Raw genomic sequence first — 19,302 nt, forward strand, 5'->3', positions numbered from 1 at the left:
TTTGATAAGGGCGGCAGTGTTGCCCACCGACCTGCCTGACACAATCGCTAATACATGTTTTTACAGGACGAAACGGGTCACCAAACCATTGAGGTCCACCGCCAAGCGCGACAGTTCCTGGCTGGCCGCCGAGGTCTGGGTGGCACCGGCGGCAGTTTGCGTCGACAGGTCCCGAATGTTCACCAGGCTGCGGTCCACTTCACGGGCCACCAGGGCCTGTTGCTCGGCGGCGCTGGCGATCACCAGGTTGCGCTGGCTGATCTGCGAGATCGCCGCGGTGATTTTCTCCAGTGCGCTGCCGGCGCTGTTGGCCCGCTGCAAGGTCTGGCCGGCGTGTTCGGCGCTGCTGTTCAAGGCGCCGACGGTGTCCTGGGTGCCTTGTTGGATACCGTTGATCATCTGCTCGATTTCTTCGGTGGAGTCCTGGGTGCGTTGTGCCAGGGAGCGCACTTCGTCCGCCACCACGGCAAAACCGCGACCGGCCTCGCCTGCGCGGGCTGCCTCAATGGCGGCATTGAGCGCCAGCAGGTTGGTCTGCCCGGCAATCCCGCGAATCACTTCCAGCACCTTGCTGATGTCCTGGGCTTGCACCGCGAGGCCTTCGGCCTTGGTCGAGGCGCCGAGCACTTCGTCCACCAGGTTCTGGATCGAGCTGATGGTTTCGCTGATCTGGTAGTGGCCGTGCTTGCTGTCTTCGTCGGAGGCCTTGGAGGCTTCGGCGCTGGACACCGCATTGCCCGCCACTTCATCGACCGCCGCGCTCATCTGCGTCACGGCGGTGGCCGCCTGTTCGATCTCATCGTTCTGCGCCTGCAGGCCACGGGTGCTCTGCTCCATCACCGAGCTCATCTCTTCTGCCGCCGATGCCAACTGCTGCGAGGATTCGCTGATGCCCCGGATGGTGTCCTGCAGGTGGGTCTGCATGGTGGCCAGGGCGGTGAGTAACTGGGCCGCTTCATCCTTGCCTTCCACGATGATCGGCCGGCTCAGGTCTCCGGACGCGATGGTGCGGGCCACCGTCAGTGCCTGGCCAATGGGCGTGGTGATGCTGCGGGTCAGCAGCCAGGCCAGCAACAAGGTGGCCAGCAGGGCGGTGAGGATAATGGTGCCGACTACCCATTGGGCGCTGGTGTACATCTGGGCCGCTGATTCTGCTGCGTCCTCCACACCTTTCTGGTTGAAGGTGATCATGTCTTCCAGGCTTTTATTGAGGACCGTGCCCTGAGGTGCCAGGCGGCTGTTGAGCAGGTCCATGGCGTTTTGCTGTTGGTCCTGGTCGACCATTTGAATCATCTGGGCGACGATCGTCATGTAGCTCGCAACGTTGGCTTTCAACTGCTTGAGCATGTCGCGTTCTTGCTCGTTGCTCAGCAGGGCTTCGTGGCGGTTAAGCAATTCTTCAAGGTCAGCGCGCTGGCGGGTGATCAGGTTTTTGCTGTTGTCCCGCACTCTGGACTCGTCGGTGGTCAGCAAGCGCAACGCTTCCAGGCGGATGCTGGCGACATAGGCGGCGCTGTCGTGAATGTTCTCAATACTCGGCATCCACGATTCTTCGATGATCAGCGCGCTTTCCCGCAGCTTGGCCATCTGGCCCAGGCCAAACAGGCCGACCACAATCAAAAGACTGGCCAAAACCCCAAAACTCAGACTGGCACGCAGACCGATCCGCATATTCCTCAATGACATCTCAATGCTCCTTGGGCGATTAGAACCTGTTCCCGGATCGGTCTTCTGACCTTGTTAGGGTGGGAAAGGGCGCGCTATATAGCAAAGAGCCATCACTCTTGTAATCAGGGTTTCCCTTACGTTGGATCCAATGCGCAGAGAAGGGGAGAGGCCCGTTGCGGTAGAGCAAAGACTCGGATTTTCCCGAGGAAACCCGGGTCAGGCCCGTGGTTAAAGGACTTCAGCTCGAGCGCTGAATGAGGCGGAGATGACTTGCAGGTGTTTTTATTGACCGAATGGTCGAACTATTAAAATTGAAAATAAATGTACAAAGTGAACAAAGCTGTACAAGGGTGAACGAAAAATGACCCTTCTCCTGTTCCTGCACACTGGCTAAGCTCAGCTCATTCCAAATGCCCGCAGAGGTTTCCCAAATGCCGCAGCAAACGCCAGCGCTCGACATTGCGCAGATGATCCTCGACGGCTTCGACGACTACCGCGAGCACTTCCGCCAGATCACCGATGGCGCCCGGGAGCGCTTCGAAAAGGCGCAGTGGCAGCAAGGGCAGACGGCTTCGGCTGCGCGCATCAACCTGTATGAAGACAAGGTCAGTGAGGTCACGGCGCGGCTGCGGGCGGCCTTCGATGAGGCCGTATTGCTCGACATTTCAGTGTGGCCGCTGGTGAAAAGCGCCTACATCAGCCTGATCGACCTGCGGTTTGACGATGAGCTGTCCGAGACCTGGTACAACTCGACGTTTTGCGGCCTGTTCAGCCATGACCTGATCAGCGATGGCTGCATGTTTATCCACACCACCCGGCCCAGCCTGCGCCGTGCCCGGGCGGCGCAAACCCGCACCTATAAGCCGGCCGGCAAACTGGCGGGCATGCTGGAGCAGGTTTTTGCCGACTATCGCTTCAGTGAACCCTACGCCGACTTGCCCGCCGACCTGCGCCGGCTGGAAGCGCAATTGCGCGAAAACCTGCCGGACTGGGTCTGCAAGGACCCGGACCTCAACGTCGAACTGTTTTCCTCGGTGCTGTACCGCAACAAAGGCGCGTACCTCGTAGGGCGTATCTACACCCGCGATGAGCAATGGCCGCTGGTCATCCCGCTGTTGCACCGGGAAGGACGGGGCATCCAGATCGACGCGCTGATCACCGACGAGGCGGATGTGTCGATCATCTTCTCGTTCACCCGTTCCTATTTCATGGTGGACGTGCCGGTTCCGGCCGAGTTTATCGGCTTCCTCAAGCGCATCCTGCCGGGCAAGCACATCGCCGAGTTGTACACCTCCATCGGCTTCTACAAACACGGCAAATCCGAGTTCTACCGGGCGCTGATCAACCACCTCGCCACCACCGATGACCAGTTCATCATGGCCCCGGGCGTGCGCGGCATGGTCATGAGCGTGTTTACCCTGCCGGGCTTCAACACCGTGTTCAAGATCATCAAGGACCGGTTTTCGCCCTCGAAAAACGTCAACCGCGCCACCGTGATCGAGAAGTACCGGCTGGTGAAAAGTGTCGACCGGGTCGGGCGCATGGCCGACACCCAGGAGTTCGCCGACTTCCGTTTTCCGTTGAGCAAGTTCGAGCCCGAGTGCCTGGCCGAGTTGCTTGAAGTCGCCGCCGGTACCGTCGAAGTGGAGGGCGACACGGTGCTGATTCGCCACTGCTGGACCGAACGGCGCATGACCCCGCTCAACCTCTACCTGGAAAACGCCAACGAAGCCCAGGTGCGCGAAGCCCTGGAAGACTACGGCCTGGCGATTAAACAACTGGCCGCGGCGAATATTTTCCCGGGCGACATGCTGCTGAAGAATTTTGGCGTCACCCGTCACGGTCGCGTGGTGTTCTACGACTACGACGAAATCTGCTACCTGACCGAGGCCAACTTCCGTCATATCCCGGCGCCACGTACGCCGGAAGATGAAATGGCTTCCGAGCCTTGGTATTCCATCGGCCCACTGGATGTGTTCCCGGAGGAATTCCCGCCGTTCCTGTTTGCCGATTCCGGCCAGCGCAGGCTATTCGATGAACTGCATGGCGAGTTGTACAACGCCGACTATTGGAAAGGCCTGCAAGAGGCGATTCGCGCCGGCAAGGTGATTGATGTGTTTCCCTACCGGCGCAAGGGCCTGGACAACGAATGAGGGAGCGCGTGGCGGCGCTTTTCTGCGACAATCCGCCCCCTGCATAAATAGACGACCTTTGCGTACCTGATGACTGACCAAGCGCCCGCTATCGACCAACTGCTGAAAAACCTCGATCACGCCATGCTCGCCGACCGCCACCGCTTGCGGCGGCAGCTGCTTGAGCTGCGCAAGAAACCCGATGAGGAAAAACTTGCGCAGTGGGTGACGCGGATGCAGGCCTCCTGCGCCCAGGTGACGGCGCGGCGCGCCAGCCTGCCGGTGATTCGCTACGACGACAGCCTGCCGATCGCTGCCAAGCGCGACGAGATCAAAGAGGCGCTGCTCAAGCATCAGGTGTTGATCATTGCCGGTGAGACCGGTTCGGGTAAAACCACGCAGTTGCCGAAAATCTGCCTGGAAATCGGCCGTGGCCAATACGGCTTGATCGGCCACACCCAGCCACGGCGGATTGCGGCACGCAGCGTGGCCAGCCGGGTCGCGGAAGAATTGGCGACACCGCTGGGAGCGCTGGTGGGCTATCAGGTGCGGTTTGAGGACCAGAGCGATTCCAACACCCTGATCAAGCTGATGACCGACGGCATCCTGCTGGCCGAAACCCAGAACGACCGCTACCTCGAACGCTACGACACGATCATCGTCGACGAAGCCCACGAACGCAGCCTGAACATCGACTTCCTGCTGGGCTACCTGAAAACCCTGCTGCCGCGTCGCCCGGACCTCAAGGTCATCATCACCTCGGCCACCATCGACCTGGAGCGCTTTTCCAAGCACTTCGACGATGCGCCGATCGTCGAGGTGTCGGGCCGCACGTTCCCGGTGGAAACCTGGTACCGCCCGCTGACCCTGGAGCAGGACGAGGAGGGCAACCGCGTCGAGGATGACCTGACCGTCGACCAGGCGATTCTCGCCACCCTCGATGAAATCGCCGCCTTCGAGCGCAGCGAGCGCAAGAGCCCCGGCGATGTGCTGGTGTTCCTGCCCGGCGAGCGCGAGATTCGCGATGCGGCCGACATGCTGCGCAAGGCCCAGCTCAAGCACACTGAAATCCTGCCGCTGTATGCGCGCCTGTCACCGGCCGAGCAGCAGCGGATTTTCCAGTCGCACCCGGGCCGTCGTGTGGTGCTGGCGACCAACGTCGCGGAAACCTCGCTGACCGTGCCGGGCATTCGTTATGTGATCGACAGCGGCACCGCGCGGATCAGCCGCTACAGCTATCGGGCCAAGGTCCAGCGTTTGCCGATCGAGGCGATTTCCCAGGCCAGCGCCAACCAGCGTAAAGGCCGGTGCGGGCGCGTCGAGCCGGGGATTTGCGTGCGCCTGTTCAGCGAAGAAGACTTTATCGGGCGCCCGGAATTTACCGACCCCGAGATTCTTCGCACCAACCTCGCGGCCGTGATCCTGCAGATGCTGCACCTGCGTCTGGGGGAAATCACCGACTTCCCGTTTATCGAGCCGCCGGATGGCAAGGCGATCAGCGACGGTTTCAACCTGCTGCAAGAATTGTCGGCAGTCGATCGCAACAGCCAACTGACGCCGCTGGGCCGCCAGTTGGCACGCTTGCCGGTGGACCCGCGCATGGGCCGCATGCTGCTGGAGGCCGCCAAGCTTGGCAGCTTGCAGGAAGTACTGATCGTCGCCAGCGCCATGTCGATCCAGGACCCGCGCGAGCGCCCGCCAGAACGCCAGCAAGCCGCCGACCAGGCCCACGCACAATGGAAGGACGCGGATTCGGACTTCGCCGGGCTGGTCAACCTGTGGCGCGGTTTTGAAGAACAGCGCCAGGCATTGACCGCCAGCCCGCTGCGCAACTGGTGTCGCAAGAATTTCCTGAATTACCTGCGCCTGCGGGAGTGGCGTGATTCCCACCGCCAGTTGAGCCTGATCTGCCGCGACATGCAGCTGACCGTCAACAAAGAACCGGCGGACTTCCCGAAACTGCACAAGGCGGTGTTGTCCGGCCTGCTCAGCCAGATTGGCCAGAAAACCGAAGAGGGCGATTACCTCGGCGCGCGTCAGCGGCGTTTCTGGATTCACCCTTCGTCGGGCATCGGCAAGAAGCGCCCGCAATGGCTGATGACCGCTGAACTGGTGGAAACCACCAAGCTGTATGCGCGGATGGTGGCCAAGATCGACGCCGACTGGATCGAGCCGTTGGCCGGGCACCTGATCAAGAAAAACCACTTCGAACCCCATTGGGAGAAGAAGCGCGGCCAGGTGGTGGCGTTTGAGCAGATCACCCTGTTCGGGTTGATCATCGTCGGTCGCCGGCCAGTGCATTACGGGCCGATTGACCCGGTGACGTCCCGCGAGCTGTTTATCCGTGAAGGCCTGGTGCGGGGCGAAATTCAGTCCCGGGCCCGGTGCCTGACGGCCAACCAGCAACTGCTGGAGCAGCTCGATGAGCTGGAAGCCAAGGCCCGCCGCCGCGACATCCTGGCGGACGAAGAAACCCTGTACGCCTTCTACGATGCGCGCCTGCCCGCCGAGATCCACCAGACGGCGACCTTCGACAGTTGGTACAAGGTCAACAGCCAGAAAGACCCGCAACTGTTGATCATGCGCGAAGAAGACGTGCTGGCCCGGGAGGCCAGTGAAGTCACCGCCGCCCATTACCCCGACACCTTGCACCTGGGCGACCTGGCACTGGCCTTGAGTTACCACTTCGAGCCCAACCACCCCCGGGACGGCGTGACCCTGCGCGTGCCGGCACCGCTGTTGCCGGCGCTGCCGCCCGAGCGCCTGGAGTGGCTGGTGCCGGGTGTGATCGAGGCCAAGTGCATTGCCCTGGTGCGCAACTTGCCCAAGGCCCTGCGCAAGAACTTCGTGCCGGTGCCGGACTTCGTCAAGGCGGCGCTGCAGCGTATCGAGTTCGGCCAAGGTTCGTTGCCCCAGGCATTGGGGCGTGAATTGTTGCGCATGACCGGGGCACGGGTCAGCGATGAAGCCTGGGCCGAGGCCGCGCAGCAGGTGGAAAGCCACCTGAAGATGAACCTGGAAGTGGTCGACGGCCAGGGCAAGTTCCTTGGCGAAGGCCGCGACCTGGCCGAGCTGACCGCCCGTTTCGCCGAAGCCAGCCAGGCCGCGTTGGCCGTGCCGCAGACCGCAAAAAGCCAGCAGCCGGTAGAGGCCAAGGTGTTCGCGGCGGTGGCCGAGAAAACCCAGCAAAACATCGCCGGGCTGTCGATGACGGTTTATCCGGCATTGGTGGAAGAAAATGGCACGGTGAAAGAGGGGCGTTTCTCCACTGCCGCCGAGGCCGAGTTCCAGCACCGCCGGGCCTTGCAGCGCCTGTTGTTGCAGCAATTGGCCGAACCGGCGAAATTCCTGCGGGGCAAGTTGCCCGGCCTGACCGAACTGGGGCTGATGTACCGCGAGCTGGGGCGTATTGAAGCCCTGGTGGAAGACATCCTGTTGGCCAGCCTCGACAGCTGCGTGCTGGAAGGCGAAGCCAGCCTGCCGCGTGACGGCGCCGGCCTGGCGGCCCTGGCCGAGCGCAAGCGCGGCAGTTGGACCGAGCATGCCGAGCGTCAGGCGCGCTTGACCCTCGAGATCCTGAAACTGTGGCATGGCTTGCAAAAACGCTTCAAAGGCAAGATTGACCTGGCCCAGGCCGTGGCTCTCAATGACATCAAGCAGCAACTGAGCAACCTGGTGTATCCCGGTTTTGTGCGGGAAACCCCGGCTCAGTGGTTCAAGGAGCTGCCGCGTTTCCTCAAGGCCATCGAGCTGCGCCTGGAGAAATTGCCGAGCCAGGTGCAGAAGGACCGGGTCTGGAGTACCGAACTGGGCGGCCTGTGGAGCCAGTATCAGAACCGCCTGAACAAACACGCCCAGGAAGGCAAGCGCGACCCTCAACTGGAGCTGTATCGCTGGTGGTTGGAGGAATATCGGGTGTCGTTGTTTGCCCAGCAATTGGGTACCAAGGTGCCGATTTCCGACAAGCGTTTGAGCAAGCAATGGAGCCTGGTCGAAGCGTGACCACAATCCCCGGGACAGGCGCCTGTCGAGCAAATGGCGCCAAATCCCGGGCTTTATGGCAAACTTCGCGGTTATAAATGCCGGGATCGTCGAGTTGGGCTGGTGCAGCCGTGGCGCGATGGAATAAAGCGTTTCCAGTTTGAAGGCCGCTGGGCGGCATAAAACTACTTACGGTTTGGTACGACGGTACCAATACCCTTCTGCCTGAACAGATTTAGAGGAACGACCGTGCATAACGTCGTCATCAGCGGCACAGGCCTGTACACCCCGGCCAACAGCATCTCCAACGAAGAGCTGGTGCAGTCTTTCAATGCTTACGTGCAACAGTTCAACCTGGATAACGCCGCCGCCATCGAACGGGGTGACGTGCAGGCCCTGACCGAATCCAGCGCCGCCTTTATCGAAAAGGCCTCGGGCATCAAGAGCCGCTTTGTCATGGACAAGGCCGGCATTCTCGACCCGCAGCGCATGGCGCCCCGCCTGCCCGAGCGCTCCAACGACGAGTGGTCGATTCTCTGCCAGATGGCCGTCAGTGCTGCCGAGCAAGCCTTGCAGCGCGCCGGCAGGACGGCCGCCGACATCGATGGCGTGATCGTCGCCTGTTCCAACCTGCAGCGGGCGTACCCGGCGATTGCCATCGAAGTCCAGGAAGCGCTGGGCATCCAGGGTTTTGGCTTTGACATGAACGTGGCCTGCTCGTCGGCGACTTTCGGCATCCAGAACGCTGCCAACAGCATCCAGTTGGGCCAGGCCCGGGCGATCCTGATGGTCAACCCGGAGATCTGCACCGGCCACCTGAACTTCCGCGACCGTGACAGCCACTTCATCTTTGGCGACGCGGCCACCGCTGTGATTCTGGAGCGCGCTGACCTCGCCACGTCCGAGCATCAGTTCGACGTGGTGAGCACCAAGCTGCTGACCAAGTTCTCCAACAACATCCGCAATAATTTCGGCTTCCTCAACCGCGCGGCGGAAGAGGGCATCGGTGCCCCAGACAAGCTGTTCGTGCAGGAAGGCCGCAAAGTCTTCCGTGATGTCTGCCCGATGGTCGCCGAGTTGATTGGCAAGCACCTGACGGAAAACCAGCTGAATGTGGGGGATGTGAAGCGCTTCTGGCTGCATCAGGCCAACCTCAGCATGAACCACCTGATCGTCAAGAAACTGCTGGGCCGCGAGGCTTCGGTGGAAGAAGCGCCGGTGATCCTCGATACTTACGCCAACACCAGCTCGGCGGGCTCGGTGATTGCGTTTCACACCTACCAGGACGACCTGCCCAAGGGCGCCGTGGCGGTGCTCAGCTCGTTTGGCGCGGGTTATTCGATTGGTAGCGTGATCCTGCGCAAACGCTGATCATGTTTTGAAATCGAGGTCTTGAATGGCAGCAGCGGACGACGCGCACCTGCTTGAACGATTGCTCAAGGGCGAGCAGCGGGCCTACAAGGAAATGGTCACCACCTACCAGAGCGCCATGCGCGCCGTGGCCTATGCCATCGTCGGCCAGCGTCATGCCGATGAGGTGGTGCAGGACGCCTGGCTCTCGGTGGTACGTAACCTGGCGAAGTTCGAGGGGCGCTCCAGCCTCAAGACCTGGCTGCTGACCATCACGGCCAACTCGGCAAAGGGCCGCTACAAGCAAAATCGCCGGGAAGTGCTGCTCGATGACTTGCCGTCGCCCCACGGCACCATCGGTGATGATCGCTTTGTGCCCGATGATGGCCACTGGGCCGTCGCACCGTTTGCCTGGCACCAGGACACGCCTGAAGCGTTGCTCACCGAGGACGAACTGCGCGAATGCCTGGAGCACACGCTGGCGAGTCTTTCCGAGTTGCAGAGCAGCGTATTGCTGCTGCGGGAACGTCAGGGCCTGGAATTGGAAGAGATTTGTAATCTTCTGACACTATCGCTCTCCAATGTTCGTGTGCTGCTGCATCGGGCACGGCTTAAAGTCTTCGCCACGGTGGAGCATTTTGAGGAAACCGGCGAATGTTGACCTGTAAGGAACAAGTGGCGCGCTCCAGTGACTATCTCGATGGGCAATTGACCTTTCGCGAGCGCCTGTTGGTGCGCCATCACCTGATGTTCTGCCCCAACTGCCGGCGGTTTATCCGGCAGATGCGCTTGATGCAGGCGACGCTGAAGATCCTGCCCGAGCCGCCAATCGCTGATGTCGACGCGTTGGCCGAACGCCTGGCCGCCGAGCGCTCCCGCGACCAGTAGTACCCGTCACTTTTCACACAAAAGCGAAGCCCGCATCGATAAACGATGCGGGTTTTTTTTTGCTCAAAAAATAACCAAGATGAAAAATATTTCACTTTTCTCGGCTGTTTTTACATTTTGCAACATCTGCCATTTTTACCACTTTAAAGCGCTGGAGCCTTGATTTGCGTGGGCTTTGGCTTATTTCGAATGGCTATTAAAAAGTTCCTGAGTAACAAAATCTTTATGTTCCAGCAACCCGGCTGAAATATCCCCTCGCCAAGATCGCCCCCCAACACGAGCGGCTCTAAACCGCGTGTTTTGCCAATGCACAAGACCATCAATTAGGGGAATTCTTCGATGATCCGTAAGCACTTCGCCGGTTTCGCGGCCAGCGCCCTGGCCCTGGCTGTCACCGCCCAGGCTTTCGCTGGTACTGTCACAACTGACGGCGCCGATATCGTTGTCAAAACCAAGGGCGGCCTTGAGGTTGCAACCACCGACCAGAATTTCAGCTTCAAGCTGGGTGGTCGTTTGCAGGCCGATTACGGCACGTTTGATGGCTTTTACACCAAAAACGGCAACTCGGCCGACGCCACGTATTTCCGACGCGCCTACCTCGAATTGGGCGGCACGGTGTACAAGGACTGGAAATACCAGATCAACTACGACTTCTCCCACAACTCCGGCAACGCCGATGATGGCTACTTCGACGAAGCGTCCTTCTCGTACGTAGGCTTCAAGCCGGTGGTGATTCGCGCCGGTCGCTTCGACCAGGACTTCGGCCTGGAAAAAGCCACCAGCTCCAAGTGGGTCACCGCCATCGAGCGTAACCTGGGTTATGAAGTCGCCGATTGGGTCAACTCCCACGAAAACGGCATGGGCCTGCAAGTCAGCGCCGTGGTCGCCGACATGGCCTACCTGTCCTCCAGCGTTTCGTCCAAAGACATCAACGACAAGAACGGCAAAGGCGTGAAGCAGTTCAACGGCCGAGCCGTGTTTGCGCCGATGCACGACAGCGGCAACGTCTTGCACCTGGGTGTGGACGTGGCGGTGCGTGACCTGAAGGACACCTCGTTCGACTCGCGAATCCGTCCTCGCCTGGACGCTCGCGGTGTTGCCACCAACGGCGGCAACGATGCCGGCGCCAACGGTAACCGTGCGACCTTCGGCGGTGGCGTGGGGCTGGATTCCGGCAACCTGACCGCGAATGACGCCTACGACACCGACACGGTGTTCGGCGGTGAGTTTGCCTTCGCTCGCGGCCCATTGTCCCTGCAGGCCGAATACCTGAACCGCAAGATGAAGGCCGACAGCAGCGCTTATCAGGACGTGAAGGCCACGGGCTTCTACGGCCAGGTCGCCTACACCCTGACCGGCGAGTCCCGCGTCTACAAACTCGACGGCGCCAAGTTCGACACCATCAAGCCGGAGAACAAGCAGTTCGGTGCGTGGGAAGTGTTCTACCGCTACGACAACATCAGCGTTGATGACAAAAACGTTGTGCGTAACAGCGCGACCCGTGAAGTGGGCGACGCCAAGGCCAGCCTGAACACCATCGGCGTCAACTGGTACGCCAACGAAGCGGTGAAGATCTCTGCCAACTACCTCAAGGTCAGCACTGACAAGATCCAGAACGCCAATGGCGACGACAGCGGCGACGCCATCGTAGCCCGCGTGCAATACGTGTTCTAAGCAACCTGTAACACCGCTCCAATGCGCTTTTTCTTCATCCGTTAAAGCGCTCCTCATTTGGTTTGCCCCGCCGCTTGGCGGGGCTTTTTTTATGGGGCGGATAACCCCAAATGCCCACCGGAACTGCGATACTCGCCACGTCTGCCTGTGGTCACCGTCGGGGAATGGGATGCCGTTACAACGTTTGAATAGCCTGTCCGAGATTGCGCCCGATGAATGGAATGCGCTGGTCCCCGTAGATCAGCCGTTTCTGCGCCATGCGTTCCTCAGCGCCCTGGAAGACAGTGCCAGCATCGGCCCGCACTCCGGCTGGCAGCCGGAGCATTTGCTGCACTACGAAGGTGGCCGGCTGATTGCCGCGTTGCCCAGCTACCGCAAATGGCATTCTTACGGCGAATACGTGTTCGACCACGGTTGGGCCGACGCCTGTGAGCGTGCCGGTATCGACTACTACCCGAAATTGCTCACGGCAGTGCCCTTCAGCCCGGTCAGCGGCCCGCGCTTGCTGGCTGCTCGCGCTGAGGACGGCTTCGAATTGCTCAAGAGCCTGCCGGGTTATCTGGAGATCGAAGGTCTTTCCAGCGCTCATATCAACTTTACCGATACGCTGGCAGACACCGCACTGGCCCAACAGCCGGGTTGGTTGCAACGCCTGGGCTGCCAGTTTCATTGGCAGAATCGCGGTTACCGCGACTTCCAGGACTTTCTCGATGCCTTGAGTTCGCGCAAGCGCAAACAGATGCGCAAGGAGCGCGAACAGGTGGCGGGGCAGGGGATTGAGTTCGAGTGGTTGCAAGGCCATGAACTGAGCGAAGCGCAGTGGGATTTCGTCTACGCCTGTTACGCCAATACCTACGCTGTGCGTCGACAATCGCCCTACCTGACCCGGGCGTTTTTCAGCCTGCTGGCCGAGCGCATGCCCGAGGCGATTCGCGTGGTGCTGGCCAAGCAAGGCTCACGGCCGGTGGCCATGGCGTTCAGCCTGATCGGCGGCGACAGCTTTTATGGTCGTTACTGGGGCTGCCTGGCGGAGTTCGACCGGCTGCATTTCGAGACGTGTTTCTATCAAGGCATGGACTACGCGATTGCCCACGGTTTGCAGCGGTTCGATGCCGGTGCCCAGGGCGAGCACAAGTTGATTCGCGGGTTTGAGCCGGTGATTACCCGCTCCTGGCATTACTTGCGCCATCCGGGATTGAAGACGGCGGTAGCGGATTTCCTCGAGCGCGAAAGCGTGGGAATCCTGGCGTACGCTGAAGAAGCGAGAACAGCCCTGCCTTATCGGCAGGGCTGAACCCGTTGGGCTCAGGCGGTTTCTTCCTTGCCCAGCCATCGATAAGTGACACCGCCGATTACCGCACCGAGGATCGGCGCCAGCCAGAACAGCCACAGCTGCTGGAGCGCCCAACCGCCGACAATCAGCGCCGGGCCGGTACTGCGGGCCGGGTTGACCGAGGTGTTGGTGACCGGGATCGAGATCAGGTGGATCAGCGTCAGTGCCAGGCCGATGGCGATCGGCGCCAGGCCTGCCGGAGCGCGGCGGTCGGTGGCGCCGAGGATAATCAGCACGAACATCGCGGTCATCACCAGCTCACACACAAACCCTGCCGCCATTGAATAACCACCGGGCGAATGCTCGCCATAGCCATTGCTGGCGAGGCCAGAGGCCAGTTCGAACCCTGGCTTGCCGCTGGCAATGAAGTACAGCAGTGCGGCGGCGATGGTGCCGCCGATCACCTGGGACACGATGTAGGCGGGTAACTCCCTGGCCGGAAACCTTCCGCCCACGACCAGCCCCACCGAAACGGCCGGGTTCAGGTGACAGCCGCTGATATGCCCGATGGCAAATGCCATGGTCAGCACCGTGAGCCCGAACGCCAGGGCCACACCGAGCAGACCGATTCCGACGTTGGGGAACGCTGCGGCCAACACCGCACTCCCGCAGCCGCCCAACACCAGCCAAAACGTACCCAGTCCTTCCGTAACGGAACGTTTGAACAGTGACATGAACACATCCTTAGTAGATTTCTCTATCTGATTAACGGGTCTGTGGTGCATCCCTGCTGCCTTAAATCAGGGCCCTCCTGGGGCCTGATTGCAGTACAGCAGGATTGTGTCGCAAGACCAGTGAGATGGAGAAAACTGTCAGAATTGTTCGGAATTGAGGGTGCAGTTAACCAACGGAATCAGTCTATTCCGACGAAGCCGCCGGTCTGGTGTTGCCAGAGTCGCGCATACAGGCCGCCGTGTTCGAGTAATTGGGCATGGCTGCCGCTTTCGGCAATCTGGCCTTTTTCCAGCACCACCAGCCTGTCCATTCTGGCAATGGTAGAAAGCCGGTGCGCGATGGCAATCACGGTCTTGCCCTGCATCAGGGTTTCCAGGCTTTCCTGGATCGCCGCTTCCACTTCCGAGTCCAGCGCCGAGGTGGCTTCGTCCATGATTAGGATGGGCGCGTCCTTGAGCAGTACCCGCGCAATAGCGATGCGCTGGCGCTGCCCGCCGGAGAGTTTGACCCCGCGCTCGCCGACGTGCGCGTCCAGGCCGGTGCGGCCCTCGGCGTCCGACAGCAGCGGGATGAACTCGTCGGCGCGGGCCTTCTGCACGGCGGCCCAGAGCTCTTCATCGGTGGCGTCCGGTTTGCCGTACAACAGGTTGTCGCGGATCGAGCGGTGCAGCAACGAAGTGTCCTGGGTGATCATGCCGATCTGTTCGCGCAGGGTTTCCTGGGCGACTTCGGCGATGTTCTGGCCGTCGATCAGGATGCGTCCGCCTTGCAGGTCGTACAGGCGCAGCAGCAGATTGACCAGGGTGGATTTACCCGCGCCGGACGGCCCGATCAGGCCGATTTTTTCACCCGGTTTAATGTCCAGGTTCAGGCCGCTGATGATTCCGCTCTTCTTGCCGTAGTGGAAGTCCACCTGATCGAAACGCACCTCGCCATGGGGCACTTCCAGGCGCGGGGCATTTTCCCGGTCGGTCACTGCCAGCGGTTGGGCGATGGTTTTCAGGCCGTCCTGCACCATGCCGATGTTTTCGAAAATGCCGTTGACCACCCACATGATCCAGCCGGACATATTGACGATACGAATCACCAGGCCAGTGGCCAGGGCGATGGCGCCCACCGAAATCAGGGATTGGGTCCACAGCCACAGGGCAAGGCCGGTGGTGGTGACAATCAGCAGGCCGTTCATGGTGGTGATCACGATGTCCATGCTGGTCACGACACGACTGGCCAGTTGGGTTTTCTCGGTCTGCTCGACGATCGCTTCCCTGGCGTAGTTCTGCTCGAAATTCGTGTGAGCGAACAGCTTCAAGGTGGTGATGTTGGTGTAGCCGTCGACAATTCGCCCCATCAGTTTGGAGCGGGCCTCGGATGAGATGACCGAGCGGTCCTTGACCCGTGGCACGAAGTACCGCAGGGCCAGGCTGTAGGCGATGATCCAAGTGATCAGCGGGATCATCAGGCGCCAGTCGGCTTCGGCGAACAGCACCAGGGCGCTGATGGCGTAGATCGCCACGTGCCAGATCGCATCCACGGCGGCCACCGCGGAGTCGCGCAGGGAGTTGCCGGTTTGCATGATGCGCTGGGCAATGCGCCCGGCGAAGTCGTTCTGGAAGAAGTTCAGGCTCTGCTTGAGCACATAGCTGTGGTTCTGCCAGCGGATCAGGCTGGTCATGCCCGGGCTGATGGTCTGGTGCACCAGCAGGTCATGCAGGGCGCCGAAGATCGGGCGCAGCAGCAGGGCGACCACGGCCATCCAGATCAGCTCATTGGCGTGAATCTGGAAGAAGTTGGCGGGCGGCGTGCCCTGGGCCAAATCGATGATGCGGCTCAGGTAGCTGAACAGCGCCACTTCGATCAGCGCGCCGATCAGGCCCACCACCAGCAAGGCGGCAAAGCACGGCCATACCTGGCGCAGGTAATAGACGTAGAAGGGCAGGACTTTATCGGGAGGGGCCGCGCTGGGAGCGTCGCGGAAGATGTCGATCAGTTGTTCAAAACGACGATAGAGCATTAGGTCTGACGCCCGCGCGGCGGGCTCTCCTGTTCAAATGCGCGCGGTGCCTGGCGGGCACCGCGCGAAACTCCCTGTAGCCTTCAGTCGATGCGCTTGGCCGACTTGATCAGGACAGGATCGATTGGCACGTTCTGCATGCCTTGTTTGGTGGTGGTTTGCGAGTTGACGATGATGTCGACCACATCCATGCCCTTGACCACTTTGGCGAACACCGCGTAACCGGCATCACGGCCCGGGTCGAGGAAGGCATTGTCTGCAACGTTGATGAAGAATTGACTGGTGGCGGAGTTCGGGTCGTTGGTACGCGCCATCGACAGGGTGCCGCGCACGTTATGCAGGCCGTTGCTGGCTTCGTTCTTGATCGGTGCTTCGGTCGGCTTTTGCGACATTTGCTGGGTAAAACCTCCGCCCTGCACCATGAACCCCGGGATCACCCGGTGAAAAATGGTGTTGGTGTAGAAGCCCTTGTCGACATAGGCCAGGAAGTTCTTGGTGCTGATCGGGGCCTTGACCGGGTCCAGCTCGATTTCGATGTCGCCATTGGTGGTGGTGATCAATACGTGAGGTGCCTTGGCGGGCTCGGCCGCCATCAGGTTGGCAGCGAACAGTACGGAACCGGCAAAGAAGGCGATTTTTTTCAGCATGGGTCAGTGATCCTGGGTTGTGGTTTCGACTGTCTTGAGAAAATCGAGCAGGGTGTTATTGAAGTGTTCGGGTTGGTCCAGCGGCGTGGCATGGCGGGAATTCTCGATCACCACCAGTCGCGCATCGGGCAGCAGTTTTACATAGATTTCTTTCTGCGCCACGGGGGTGTAGTCGTGGTCGGCGCTGATGACCAGGGTTGGACAGGCAATTTTCGACAGTTGTTCCTGTACGCCCCAGCCAACAATGGCGTCGAAGCTGGCGAGGTAAGCACGTTTGTCGTTTTTTGCCCAGCGTTCGGTCATCTTGCGCCGCAGTTCGGCCTGTTCGGGCTTGGGAAACAGCAGGCTGCCCAGGGCTTTGCCGATGGTGTTCAGGCTGAGGATACGCGCCAGGCTCCAGCGCCTGGCCCACTGCCAGTAATCGCCGGCTGTGCGGACCTTGACCTGGGGCGCGCTGTTGACGATGCACAGGCTCTTGAGCATCTGCGGCTCATCCACCGCCAACTGGAAGGCAATCATGCCCCCCATGGACAGGCCCACCACGTGGGCCGGCGGCAGTTGCAGGTGTTCGATCAAGGCCACCAGGTCGGCGGTAAAGCCTGGGATGCTGTAGCGTTCCCGGGGCTTGTCGGAGCGGCCGTGGCCGCGTACGTCGATCACCACCAGCCGGTAGTGTTGCGACAGTACCGGCACTTGCAGTTCCCAATCCACACAACTGGAGCCCAGGCCGTGGATCAGGATCAGCGGCGCGCCATGGCCATATTCCTCGTAATGCAGGGAGCAACCTTCATGTTCGAAATAAGCCATGGAAACTCCTTGTTCAGGCTTGTTGCGGTGCGGCGAAAGGCGCGTCCAGTGGGGCAGTGTCGAAGGTGCGTAGCAACTCGACGAGAATCTGCGTGGCCGGGCCGAGGGGTTTGTCCTTGTTCGAGTAAAGATAGAAGGTCGGGTTGCGGCTGCCCCCCCGTTCCAGGGGGAGCAGCTTGAGCAGGCCTTCCTTGAGTTCGCGTTCGATCAGGTGCCGGGGCAACCAGGCAAAGCCCAGGCCGCTGCTGACGAAGGTGGCGGCGGTGGGCAGGCTGCCGACGGTCCAGCGCTGTTCGGCACCGAGCCAGCCGACGTCCCGTGGTTGCTGGCGGCCGGAGTCGCGGATCACCACCTGCATATGGCTTTCCAGGTCCTGGAAGCTCAGTTCACGGTGCAGGCGATGCAACGGATGATCGGGATGGGCCACGGCGACAAATTCGACGTCGCTCATTTCCGTGCCCAGGTAGCCCGGAATGATGAAGCCGCTGATGGCGAGGTCGGCCATGCCGTCCATCAGCAACTCCTCCACGCCGGACAGCACCTCTTCACGCAGGCGCACCCGGCAACCACGGCTTTGCGGCATGAAGGCGGTGAGGGCGCGCACCAGGCGGGCGTTGGGGTAAGCGGCATCGACCACCAGCCGCACCTCGGCTTCCCAACCCTGTTCCATATGGTGGGCCAGGTCTTCCAGTTGGCTGGCGTTTTTCACCAGTTGCCGGGAGCGGCGCAGCAGCACTTCGCCGGCTTCGGTGAGCACCGCCTTGCGCCCGTCGATGCGCAGCAGCGGTACGCCGAGCTGATCCTGCATGCGGGCCACGGTGTAACTCACCGAGGACTGCGAACGGTGCAATGCTTCGGCGGCCTGGGCGAAGCCGCCATGGTCGACCACGGCTTGCAAGGTACGCCATTGATCGAGGGTAACGCGGGGCGCTTTCAAGATGAGCTCCTCTTGTCCTAAGCTGGCGGTCCTTATTGGAGACTGCCGAATGAGAAAATTCTGTTGTGTGCTGCTGGCGCTGCTGCCGTTGAGTGCGTTTGCATTCAGCACCGATGTGACGAAAGACATTCAGGGTGTGAAGATCGATTACAGCGCGTCGGACGTCGACAGCAATATCAGTTCGATCCAACTCACCAACTACGGCGCCAACGACGCGGAGTGCAAGGTCCGCTTTACCAACGGCCCGGAAGCCCCGCGTACTCGCAAGGTCACGGTCGCAGCGGGGAAAACCACCAACACCACGGTCAATTTCAGCCGGGCCATTATCAAGATGCGTATCCAGCTGACCTGCGCACCGAAATAAGGCAAAAGCGGAGCTTTGCGTACAGCAATACTCCGCTTATAAACAAATTTATAGATGGGTTATAGCAGTTTTTTACGCTTTTTAATCGAACGAGCCCTGATTAACCTTCACTCCATCGCCTTACAGCATTTACAGATGGAGCTAACATAATCATGGCCCGTGTTCTGATCATCGAAAGCAGCGCCCGTCAGCAGGACTCAATCTCCCGCCACCTGACCCAACAATTCATCAGCCAATGGAAGGTCGCCCACCCGGCTGACCAGATCACCGTGCGTGACCTGGCCGTCAACCCGGTGCCTCACCTGGACGCCAACCTGCTGGGCGGCTGGATGAAACCTGCCGAGCAGCGCACCGCCATCGAACAGGCTTCCCTGGACCGTTCCAACGAATTGACCGACGAACTGCTGGCCGCCGATGTACTGGTCATGGCCGCGCCGATGTACAACTTCGCGATTCCCAGCACCCTGAAAGCCTGGCTTGACCATGTGCTGCGTGCCGGTGTGACCTTCAAGTACACCGCCACCGGTCCACAGGGCCTGCTGACGGACAAGCGCGCCTTTGTGCTGACTGCCCGCGGTGGCATTCACGCCGGTGGCAGCACCGACCACCAGGAACCGTACCTGCGTCAGGTCATGGGCTTTATTGGCATTCACGACGTCACGTTCATCCATGCCGAAGGGGTGAACCTGGGCGGTGATTTCCAGGAAAAGGGCTTGAACCAGGCCAAGGCGTTGCTGGCCCAAGTGGCGTGAGATGTTAATCGTCAGATAATCGCCCGCTGTTTAGATGGCTCCACGCAACCCTTCAAGTACGCGTATCGAACCTCCCTTTGCAC

The 19,302-nt window shown here is 60.6% G+C and carries 15 protein-coding genes; 9 read left to right on the forward strand and 6 right to left on the reverse strand.

The annotated features are described in order from the left end of the window. Positions 1 to 60 precede the first annotated feature (60 nt). Positions 61 to 1,686: a methyl-accepting chemotaxis protein gene (locus JFV30_RS04265; protein ID WP_201122090.1), complete on the reverse strand. Its 1,626-nt coding sequence runs from the start codon at positions 1,684 to 1,686 to the stop codon at positions 61 to 63. A gap of 413 nt (positions 1,687 to 2,099) precedes the next feature. On the opposite strand from JFV30_RS04265, the gene aceK reads away from it, so the two are divergent. The 7 genes from aceK to JFV30_RS04300 all read left to right on the forward strand — a co-directional run bounded on the left by aceK (position 2,100) and on the right by JFV30_RS04300 (position 12,987). Further along, positions 2,100 to 3,821: a bifunctional isocitrate dehydrogenase kinase/phosphatase gene (aceK, locus tag JFV30_RS04270; protein WP_201122092.1), complete on the forward strand. Its 1,722-nt coding sequence runs from the start codon at positions 2,100 to 2,102 to the stop codon at positions 3,819 to 3,821. Positions 3,822 to 3,890: 69 nt separating this feature from the next. Continuing rightward, on the forward strand, positions 3,891 to 7,802 hold the full coding sequence (gene hrpA, locus JFV30_RS04275) for an ATP-dependent RNA helicase HrpA (protein WP_169387356.1): 3,912 nt from the start codon (positions 3,891 to 3,893) through the stop codon (positions 7,800 to 7,802). A gap of 228 nt (positions 7,803 to 8,030) precedes the next feature. Then, positions 8,031 to 9,152, forward strand: coding sequence for a beta-ketoacyl-ACP synthase III (locus JFV30_RS04280; RefSeq protein ID WP_201122094.1), 1,122 nt, complete (start codon positions 8,031 to 8,033; stop codon positions 9,150 to 9,152). 25 nt (positions 9,153 to 9,177) lie between these two features. Continuing rightward, positions 9,178 to 9,792, forward strand: coding sequence for an RNA polymerase sigma factor (locus JFV30_RS04285; protein ID WP_010176505.1), 615 nt, complete (start codon positions 9,178 to 9,180; stop codon positions 9,790 to 9,792). Further along, positions 9,786 to 10,019 carry an anti-sigma factor family protein gene (locus JFV30_RS04290; RefSeq protein ID WP_003210701.1) on the forward strand — a complete coding sequence of 78 codons (234 nt, stop codon included), beginning with the start codon at positions 9,786 to 9,788 and terminating at the stop codon, positions 10,017 to 10,019. The genes JFV30_RS04285 and JFV30_RS04290 overlap by 7 nt, the downstream gene beginning before the upstream one ends. Before the next feature lie 339 nt (positions 10,020 to 10,358). Beyond that, a complete protein-coding gene (locus tag JFV30_RS04295) occupies positions 10,359 to 11,693 on the forward strand; it encodes an OprO/OprP family phosphate-selective porin (protein WP_201122096.1) in 1,335 nt (444 codons plus the stop codon). Positions 11,694 to 11,862: 169 nt separating this feature from the next. Next, entirely contained in the window at positions 11,863 to 12,987 is a 1,125-nt protein-coding gene (locus JFV30_RS04300; RefSeq protein ID WP_010176503.1) for a GNAT family N-acetyltransferase, read from the forward strand. An 11-nt stretch (positions 12,988 to 12,998) separates the two neighbouring features. Here JFV30_RS04300 and aqpZ read toward each other — a convergent pair whose 3' ends face one another. The 5 genes from aqpZ to JFV30_RS04325 all read right to left on the reverse strand — a co-directional run bounded on the left by aqpZ (position 12,999) and on the right by JFV30_RS04325 (position 18,103). After that, positions 12,999 to 13,700: an aquaporin Z gene (gene aqpZ / locus JFV30_RS04305; RefSeq protein WP_010176502.1), complete on the reverse strand. Its 702-nt coding sequence runs from the start codon at positions 13,698 to 13,700 to the stop codon at positions 12,999 to 13,001. Between the two features lie 179 nt (positions 13,701 to 13,879). Continuing rightward, the gene (locus JFV30_RS04310) at positions 13,880 to 15,712 is read right to left on the reverse strand and encodes an ABC transporter ATP-binding protein (RefSeq protein WP_201122098.1); all 1,833 of its coding nucleotides are present in this window, start codon (positions 15,710 to 15,712) and stop codon (positions 13,880 to 13,882) included. A gap of 83 nt (positions 15,713 to 15,795) precedes the next feature. After that, entirely contained in the window at positions 15,796 to 16,359 is a 564-nt protein-coding gene (locus tag JFV30_RS04315; protein WP_003210708.1) for a peptidylprolyl isomerase A, read from the reverse strand. Positions 16,360 to 16,362: 3 nt separating this feature from the next. Then, positions 16,363 to 17,166: an alpha/beta fold hydrolase gene (locus JFV30_RS04320; RefSeq protein ID WP_201122100.1), complete on the reverse strand. Its 804-nt coding sequence runs from the start codon at positions 17,164 to 17,166 to the stop codon at positions 16,363 to 16,365. 13 nt (positions 17,167 to 17,179) lie between these two features. Then, on the reverse strand, positions 17,180 to 18,103 hold the full coding sequence (locus JFV30_RS04325) for a LysR family transcriptional regulator (protein WP_201122101.1): 924 nt from the start codon (positions 18,101 to 18,103) through the stop codon (positions 17,180 to 17,182). 49 nt (positions 18,104 to 18,152) lie between these two features. Here JFV30_RS04325 and JFV30_RS04330 point away from each other — a divergent pair, with 49 nt between their 5' ends. Further along, positions 18,153 to 18,467 carry a hypothetical protein gene (locus JFV30_RS04330; protein WP_029616145.1) on the forward strand — a complete coding sequence of 105 codons (315 nt, stop codon included), beginning with the start codon at positions 18,153 to 18,155 and terminating at the stop codon, positions 18,465 to 18,467. A gap of 152 nt (positions 18,468 to 18,619) precedes the next feature. Beyond that, positions 18,620 to 19,219, forward strand: coding sequence for an FMN-dependent NADH-azoreductase (locus JFV30_RS04335; RefSeq protein WP_169387360.1), 600 nt, complete (start codon positions 18,620 to 18,622; stop codon positions 19,217 to 19,219). Positions 19,220 to 19,302 lie beyond the last annotated feature (83 nt).

Origin of the sequence: Pseudomonas sp. TH32 (assembly GCF_016650855.1) — a bacterium.
GTDB lineage: Bacteria > Pseudomonadota > Gammaproteobacteria > Pseudomonadales > Pseudomonadaceae > Aquipseudomonas.